The following is a 7,799-nucleotide window of genomic DNA, read 5'->3' on the forward strand; positions in this document are numbered from 1 at the left end:
CCACAACCGGGCTTCCGGTCTCGGCCGAGGTGAAGCAGTGGGCACTCAGACCTGCATTATCGGGTTGGGGGCGCGGACTCCTGTGGGGCTCAGTGCTTACCCCTCAGCCATGGCGGTTCGCGCCGGGATATGCCGGATCCAACAACACCCCTTCATGATTGATAGGTCCGGCGAGCCTTTCATGACCGCCATGGACCGGACCCTGGGCGAGCAGGTGCGGAGTAAGCGCATCCTTGAACTCGCCACCAGCGCCTTCGATGAAGTCATCGAATGCCTGCCTCCGAAGCGCAAGATGAGGCTACCGATTTATCTGGGCCTCCCGGAGCTGAGCCCGCTCTTCACCCGGGACGATGCCCGGTGGATCTTCGATCGCTTGGCGCAACACGCCGCCTCCGTATGTGTTCCTGAGATGACCGTCATCACTGAGGGAAATGCATCGGGCCTCGTGGGGCTGGAGCGAGCGGTCGCTGAGCTGCGCAGCGGCCAGGCGGAGTGCTGCCTCGTGGGTGGCGCTGACTCCTTCATGGATCCCGATCTCCTTGAGTCCCTGGATGAAGCCGGGCGGGTTGCATCCTCCAGCAACCGTTGGGGCTTTCCGCCCGGTGAAGGCGCGGGTTGGCTCGCCGTGTGCAACGCTGAATTCGCCCGCCGGTTCAAACTCAAATCGCTGGCAAGAATCGCAGGAGTGGCCATGGCCCAGGAGGAGCATGCAATGCACACGAGAACCGTGTGTGTGGGCCAGGGGCTCGCGCAAGCCATACGCGAGGCAACCGCCGAGGCGGGAATGCCCATCACCAAGCAATACTGCGACATCAATGGCGAGCGTTATCGGGAGGACGAGTTTTCATACGCCATCCTGCGCGTCCCATCCGCTACGATCGTGAATGCAGTGGACTATGTCGCTCCAGCTGACTGTTGGGGACATACCGGTGCCGCCACGGCGCCCCTGCTCCTGATGCTGCCAATCGTCAGCGAGGAAAGGGGCTTCTCGCCCGGTGCTGCCCCGATGGTGTGGTGCGGTTCGGAGTCCGGCCTCCGCGGTGCGGCTGTGCTTCACTTCAATCAAGAAGGAGCGCGATGAACGTCACGGTCAATACCCCACGAACGCCTGTTACTGAAAATAGCAACGGCATCAAATTGGCCGCCTTGCCAAATGTTTGCAAGATGCCAGGGCCACCCGCTCCTTTCGTTCCCACGCCGCTGCCCAATATCGGTAAGTCGGACAACTCGCCGCAGGGCTTTTCGACCTCGGTCACGGTGACGGGTAAGAAGGTCGCGATCAAAGGTGCATCCTTCAAGAGCACAGGGGACGTGGCGAGCCAGGGAACGGGGGGCGGGTTGATCTCCGCCAGCACTCAGGACGTCACCGAATTCGTTGGTCCTGGCTCGATGAACGTCAAGATAGAAGGCAAGAACGTCCAATTGCTGGGCGACATCATGACCAACAACAAGAAGAACTGCATGTGAGTGGGCCCTCATGACAATGGTCAGTCAAAAATCGGGCAGTCCAGTCACCGCGCAGATGGTGCTCCAGGAAATCCTCTGTGAGTGCCACAAAAATACTAAGCCAAAGCCGGAAGACACCTGCACTTCGCTCGGAGAGGCTAAGCACGAGTGTTGCGATATGGCCATCCAGAACCATAAAGCGCCACCCCATATCGCTGGAGAGCGAGGGTATGCGAGCGACGGCAGCCGCCTGACGCAGAGCCGCGCCCAGATGAAAGCCGCCGGAACGCTGAAGGGCACACTGTGGCCGGACGCATGCTCCACTGATGCTGCCGGCAACCCGACGCAATTCTTCGATTTCAAATTCGTCTGCCCTGGTGGAACACAGTACTACGACAAACGGACGGGCGAGGTCCGCTTCTCTCGGGGAAAAGGGAACCCAGGCGCGGATTTCTACTTCCCAGAGGGCAAATCACAATATGATCGCTATCTGAAGTTAAGCATGAGGCTGGGCGTTACCGAGATGCCCACGCCACTCACCAGCCAGTCCTGCCGCTAGTCAGCCTGGAAGGCAGTCAATGACGAGACGAGAACTGAGTTTCCTTGCGAAGACCCGGGCCTACGACGGTGACGAGGTAGTCGTGGTGCGGCCCGGAATGGCACTCCTGCTCTACACGGCTGCTCCACTGCCGGCAGCCAATGCCGCGACAGCCGATGTCCTTGAGAGCTACCTTCGATTCATCCCCGAGGGAGCGATTGCGACGACCTACGTCACCAGCGAGGATGAATATGTGCAGGGCGGTTGGGAGCCATTTGACCTCGGCCGGCGCACCCACCTGCTCAACGACTTGCGAACGATGCCGGTTACCGAGGATATCGAGGGATATGGATTCGTGCTCTCCTCAAGTAGTGATGGCCAGGCTGGCCAGTTTGGCGCCCGCTATCGCGGCTCGACCCTCGCGGAGCCCATCTTCCCGAACGAGACCAGCCTCCTGCGGCTGGAGTTCCCCTGGGACTTCCTGAACACGGTCGAAGACAGCGTGTTCCTCGCGTTCATCAGAGAGGCCGCTGAACTGTTCCCATTCTCCACGGGTCATGCTGGGATGTCGTTCATCTACACCATCTCGTACGAGGTGGAGGCACGAGAAGAAATCCAGAAGCTGGTTCCCCGATTCTTGGGGTTTGATCCTGCTTACGATTGGGTCAAGAACTGGATGCGCGGCAGGGTTCTAACCGCGCACTGGCTCAATCTCCTCGATAACGAGACAGCGGAGGCACTCGGGGGAGAAGAGAAGCTACGGTCAGCGCTCGAGGGTTGCGAGGTCCAGCGCCTACGAAACGGCTTGTTGATTCGTGGAGCCAGACATCCCCCGGTTGGAGATGTGAACCGCGGTGCGGGTGACCTCGGGCTGCTCCCTCTAGTCGCCAAGGTCCTAAGGCCGCGACGGTTCGAGCATTCAGCTCCGCTCCATCTCGGCCTTCCGGACGAGGCGGCTGGACAGGCGTGGCTGGAGCGATTCGATCTCCGTCCTGCTCTGGCCTGGGACAATCGATAACGGCATGGCCGTACGGAGTGTGTCGGCCCAGTTGCTCAACTCGCATGTAGACGCGCCAGCGCCAGCGCACCGCGCCCTGCGTTATTCGCACCGCGTTGAAGATGCGGACGTGGGGCAATTCGTACGCACGGCTGGTAATCCGTGGCCCGGCACACCCCAGCCGCTCCGCAACCTCCCGGACGGTCAGCAGCCGGCCAGACCCCGAGGCCACGGGTGCCACCGAGGCGGGGCCCAGCAGCAAGCTAGCCGCAAAAATCTAGGGTTTTGGAGTACTGGCTGGGACGGCTGGACAACTTCGGATGAGGAAACCCGAGTGTTTACGGTGGGTTGTGAACCGCTGGTTAGGGCTGGACGGCTCCCTAGGTTCCTTGAGGTGCAAGGGGCCGCTGGTCCAGTTCCAATCGCCTCGACCAGAGAAGGCCCTGGAGTTTCAACCCTAGCTCCCCCCCTGCGTGAGCTTCGGGCCCGGCGGCAGATCCCCTACGATGCGGGCGATGGCTTCACGCGCGTTCATCGGAGGGCTGGCCCTGATCCTGCTCTCCCTCCTGGGAGGTGTGGCGTGGCTCCGCCCGCGTTCCCACCCGGAGCGGGGTGGTGTGACGCCGACCCCCGGGAACGCCGTGGCCCGGAGTGTTCCGGAAGACACCACCGACAAGGGCCTGCTGGGCGTGGTGATCTCCGATGCGTCCGTGAATCTCGCCGCGAGGCTGGAAGGGCGCGTGGAGGACGTGCGCGTTCAGGTGGGCAGCGTGGTGCGCCGGGGTGAGGTTGTCGCGACGCTGGACTCCGCGGGCACGCGGCAGGAACTGGCCATCGCCGAGGCGGCGCTGTTGTCCAGCCGCGCCGAGCAGCAGGTGGCGGCGCTGTCGCTGAAGCAGGCCCAAGAGCGGTTGCAGCGGCGGGAGGATCCCGCACAGCTCTCGGTGGGCGCCATCTCCCAGGAAGAGGTGTCCGCGGCGCGCTTCGAGCAGCAGCTCGCCGAGGCGAAGCTGGCGCAGGCCCAGGCGCGCGTGCAGGAGCAGGAGGCCCGTGTGGCCCAGCTGCGCCAGCGCGTGGAAGAACTGGTGGTGCGCGCTCCCTTCGACGGTCAGGTGGCCGGGCGCTTCACCCATCCCGGCGCACTGGTGCAGCCGGGGCAGGCGATGGTGCACGTGCTCCGCCGTGGAACGCCGCAGGTGCGCTTCGCCATCCCCGCTCAACAGGTGCAGCGCGTGGAGGTGGGGCAATCGGTGCGCGTGGAGGTGACCGAGCAGCAGCGGGTGCTCCAGGGGCGCGTGAGCCAGGTGGCTCCGGAGGTGGATGTCGCCTCCCTGATGATCTTCGCGCTCGCGGACGTGGAGGTGCCCCCGGGTGTCTTCGTCCCCGCGGGCACGACGGTGCGGGTGAAGCCGGCGGCCAGTGCGCAGGCCCCGCAGGCGGGCAGTACGGTGGGGGCGCGGCAGTGAGCGAGCAAGGCCAGGGCAAGCCGTCCATCTTCCGCAAGGAGGCGCTGGAGTACTACCAGCACTACCGCAGGCAGGAGGGCGATGTGTTGCAGCTCGCCCCCGGCTGGACGCGTTGGACGTACGCGCTGCTGATGGGCATGTTGGGCGTGGGTCTGCTCGTGTGTCTGATCGGCACGGTCTCCGAGTACGCCTCCGGCAGCGCGGTGGTGCGGATCGAGCGGCGCACGGAGGTGACGACGCCCGCGGGTGGTGTGGTGGCCTCGGTGCTGGTGCAGCCCGGTCAGCGCGTGGAGGCCGGACAGCTCCTGGTGACGCTGCAATCCGAGGAGGAGCGCCACACGCTCACCCGCGTCCAGCACGAGCTGGAGCTGAATCTGGTGCGCTACATGCGCGATCTGACGGATCAGTCCGCCCGCCTGGCCCTCACGGCGCTGCGGGCCGAGCAGGAGCTGGCCCAGGCCCGCGTGGAGGCTCGCTCCCTGCGCGCTCCCGTGGCGGGCGTGGTGGGGGCGCTGCGCATCCAGCCCGGACAGTTCCTCACCGCGGGCACCTCGGTCGCGTCGCTGGTGGAGGACGATGCGCCGGTGTTCCTGCTGGCCTTCCTGCCCGGCTACTACCGGCCCTTCCTCGAGCCCGGCATGCCCCTGCGCGTGGAGCTGGCTGGCTTCCACTACGACTACCGCGAGGTGCTCATCGAGTCGGTGGGCGATCAGATCATCGGCCCCGGTGAGCTCAAGCGCTACCTGGGGCCGGACCTGGGCGATGCGGTGAAGGTGGACGGCCCCATCGTCCTGGTGCGGGCGAGAATCCCCTCGCGGACCTTCACCCACGAGGGGCGGGTGCTGGACTTCTTCGATGGAATGCCCGCGCGGGCGGAGGTCGCGGTCCGCTCCGAGCCCATCATCCTGACGCTGATCCCGGGACTCAAGGCCCTCTTCCCCCATGACGACTGAGCAGACGCCCTCCGAGCACAAGCCCGGGTTCCTGGAGCGCTTTCCCGCGCTCAAGCGGCTGCAGGCGCGGCTGAAGACCCTGCCCGAGGTGCGGCAACTGTCGGTGGCGGACTGCGGCGCCGCGTGCATGACCATGGTGCTGGGCTACCACGGCCGGGAGATGAGCCTGGACCAGGTGCGCGCGGTGACTGGTATCGGCCGTGATGGCATCTCCGCGCGTACGCTGCTGGAGGCCGGGCGCCGCCTGGGTCTCCGGGGACGCGCCGTCGCCATCGACCTGGATCGGCTCGAGCACCTGCCCACCGGCACCATCCTCCACTGGGACTTCAACCACTACGTCGTCTTCGATCGGCTCGTCCGCGGCCAGGTGCAGATCGTCGACCCCGCCCAGGGACGGCGCCTCGTGTCCATGGAGGGCTTCAGCCGGCACTTCACCGGCGTGGCGCTCCTCTTCGAGCCGGGCGAGGACTTCCAGCGGATCGTCACGCCTCGCGCCGGAGCCTTCCGCTACCTGGTGCCGCTGCTGCGCCAATCCGACACGCTCAAGCGCATCATCGTGCTGTCGGCCACCCTCCAGCTCTTCGCGCTCGCCGTCCCCATGCTCATGGGCATGGTCGTGGACCGCGTGGTGCCTCGGGGTGACTACCACCTGCTCGCGGTGCTGGCCCTGTCCCTGTCCGGGCTCGTCCTGTTCCACCTCATCGCCTCGCTGCTGCGCGGCCACCTGCTCCTGGAGATGCGCACCCGCATCGACTCGGGCATGACGCTGGGCTTCCTGGACCACCTGGTGGGCCTGGCCTTCTCCTTCTTCCAGCTCCGCCCGGCCGGCGACCTGATGATGCGCGTGGGCATGCAGTCCAAGGTGCGCGAGGTCCTCTCCTCCACCGTCATCTCCACGATGCTCGATGGGTCGCTGGTGCTGCTCTACTTCGTGCTGCTCTTCCTCGTCAGCCCGTGGATCGGCCTGGTGGTGCTGGGACTCAGCGCGATCCAGGTGCTCGTCTTCCTGGTGACGCGGGAGCGGCGGCGCAGCCTGCTGTCCCAGAGCCTGGAGCTGGATGCGAAGAACCAGAGCTATCAGATCGCCATGCTCACCGGCATGCAGACGCTGAAGTCCTTTGGCGCCGAGCGGCGGTCCGTGGAGTCCTATTCGCATCTCTACGTGGACGTGATGAACGTCACGCTCGAGCGCGGGCGCCTGGGGCTCTGGGTGGAGTCGCTCACGAGCATGCTGCGGCTGGCCTCGCCCCTGGTGCTGCTGGTGGTGGGGGCCTATCAGGTGCTCGAGGGGCGGCTGTCCCTGGGCGAGATGCTGAGCCTCAACGCGCTGGCGGGCGCCATGCTGGTGCCCCTGGCCAACCTCATCGCCGTGGCCGGTGAGTTCCAGCTCCTGGGCAGCTACCTGGAGCGCATCAACGAGGTGCTGGACGCGCCCCCCGAGCAACCCCGCGACAAGGCGGCCATGCCGGTGAAGCTCGAGGGCGCCATCGAGCTGGAGAAGGTGTCGTTCCGCTATGGCACCACCTCGCCCCTGGTGGTCCAGGACGTGTCCCTGAAGATCGCCCCGGGGCAGATGATCGCCATCGTGGGGCGCTCGGGAGCCGGCAAGTCCACGCTGGCCAACCTGCTGCTCGGGCTCTACCTGCCCACCTCCGGCCGCGTCGCCTATGACGGCCTGGATCTGACGAACCTGGACCTGCGCTCGCTCCGGTCACAAATGGGTATCGTTCTGCAGGATCCGTCCTTCTTCGGCTCGTCGCTGCGGGACAACATCGCCCTGGCGGAGCCCGAGCTGCCCCTGGAGCGGGTGATCGAAGCCGCGAAGCTGGCCTGCATCCACGACGACATCGTGGCCATGCCCATGCAGTACGACACGCTCCTGGTGGACCGCGGCTCGGCCCTGTCCGGAGGCCAGCGGCAACGCTTGGCCCTGGCGCGAGCCCTGGTGCACCGCCCCGCGGTCCTCCTGCTGGATGAGGCGACGAGCGCGCTGGATGCCATCACCGAGGCCCAGGTGCAGCAGGCCCTCGCGAGCCTGAAGTGCACGCGCGTCGTCATCGCCCACCGGTTGAGCACCGTCCGCCGGGCGGATGTCATCGTCGTCATGGACGCGGGACGCGTGGTGGAGACGGGCAGCCACGAGGAGCTGGTGGCGCGCGGCGGCTATTACGCGAAGCTCGTCAACGCGCAGATGGATCAGCCCGCCACGCCCAGGGCCCGGGCAGGGTAGGCCGAGTCCCAGGCTCCGCGAATCCAAGAGCCTCGAACAGCCATCCGCCGGGTGTTGGAGGGGCCTCGGGCAGGTACCCGACCGGCCGTCCTTTCGCCTGAACTGTTCAGCAGGCGGCACTCTATACTGCCGCCGCTTGTCCGCGCCCGCTTCGACCCCCCAGGAGCCC

General features: G+C 66.0%; 7 protein-coding genes. All 7 read left to right on the top strand.

The genetic code is table 11. The annotated features are described in order from the left end of the window. The first annotated feature begins 181 nt into the window (after nt 1-181). The 7 genes from AC16DP_RS20030 (at nt 182) to AC16DP_RS20060 (ending at nt 7,630) form a co-directional block, all read left to right on the top strand. Complete coding sequence (locus AC16DP_RS20030; RefSeq protein WP_329726527.1) at nt 182-1,081, top strand: beta-ketoacyl synthase N-terminal-like domain-containing protein; 900 nt, start codon at nt 182-184, stop codon at nt 1,079-1,081. Beyond that, on the top strand, nt 1,078-1,467 hold the full coding sequence (locus tag AC16DP_RS20035) for a PAAR-like domain-containing protein (RefSeq protein WP_329726528.1): 390 nt from the start codon (nt 1,078-1,080) through the stop codon (nt 1,465-1,467). The genes AC16DP_RS20030 and AC16DP_RS20035 overlap by 4 nt, the downstream gene beginning before the upstream one ends. A 10-nt stretch (nt 1,468-1,477) precedes the next feature. Further along, nucleotides 1,478-2,005 (top strand): hypothetical protein, encoded by a 528-nt coding sequence (locus AC16DP_RS20040; protein WP_329726529.1) that lies wholly within the window; start codon nt 1,478-1,480, stop codon nt 2,003-2,005. A 19-nt stretch (nt 2,006-2,024) separates the two neighbouring features. Continuing rightward, complete coding sequence (locus AC16DP_RS20045; protein ID WP_329726530.1) at nt 2,025-3,002, top strand: type VI immunity family protein; 978 nt, start codon at nt 2,025-2,027, stop codon at nt 3,000-3,002. A 494-nt stretch (nt 3,003-3,496) separates the two neighbouring features. Then, on the top strand, nt 3,497-4,447 hold the full coding sequence (locus AC16DP_RS20050) for an efflux RND transporter periplasmic adaptor subunit (protein WP_329726531.1): 951 nt from the start codon (nt 3,497-3,499) through the stop codon (nt 4,445-4,447). Further along, nucleotides 4,444-5,400 (top strand): efflux RND transporter periplasmic adaptor subunit, encoded by a 957-nt coding sequence (locus tag AC16DP_RS20055; protein WP_329726532.1) that lies wholly within the window; start codon nt 4,444-4,446, stop codon nt 5,398-5,400. Before AC16DP_RS20050 ends, AC16DP_RS20055 begins: the two co-directional genes overlap by 4 nt. Beyond that, the gene (locus AC16DP_RS20060; RefSeq protein WP_329726533.1) at nt 5,390-7,630 is read left to right on the top strand and encodes a peptidase domain-containing ABC transporter; all 2,241 of its coding nucleotides are present in this window, start codon (nt 5,390-5,392) and stop codon (nt 7,628-7,630) included. Before AC16DP_RS20055 ends, AC16DP_RS20060 begins: the two co-directional genes overlap by 11 nt. Nucleotides 7,631-7,799: the final 169 nt, after the last annotated feature.

Source organism: Archangium sp. (genome assembly GCF_057119385.1).

Coding starts and splice junctions, on each gene's coding strand:
- AC16DP_RS20045 (WP_329726530.1), top strand. CDS start 2,025: ATGACGAGACGAGAACTGAGTTTCCTTGCGAAGACCCGGGCCTACGAC.
- AC16DP_RS20040 (WP_329726529.1), top strand. CDS start 1,478: ATGACAATGGTCAGTCAAAAATCGGGCAGTCCAGTCACCGCGCAGATG.
- AC16DP_RS20035 (WP_329726528.1), top strand. CDS start 1,078: ATGAACGTCACGGTCAATACCCCACGAACGCCTGTTACTGAAAATAGC.
- AC16DP_RS20060 (WP_329726533.1), top strand. CDS start 5,390: ATGACGACTGAGCAGACGCCCTCCGAGCACAAGCCCGGGTTCCTGGAG.
- AC16DP_RS20030 (WP_329726527.1), top strand. CDS start 182: ATGACCGCCATGGACCGGACCCTGGGCGAGCAGGTGCGGAGTAAGCGC.
- AC16DP_RS20050 (WP_329726531.1), top strand. CDS start 3,497: ATGGCTTCACGCGCGTTCATCGGAGGGCTGGCCCTGATCCTGCTCTCC.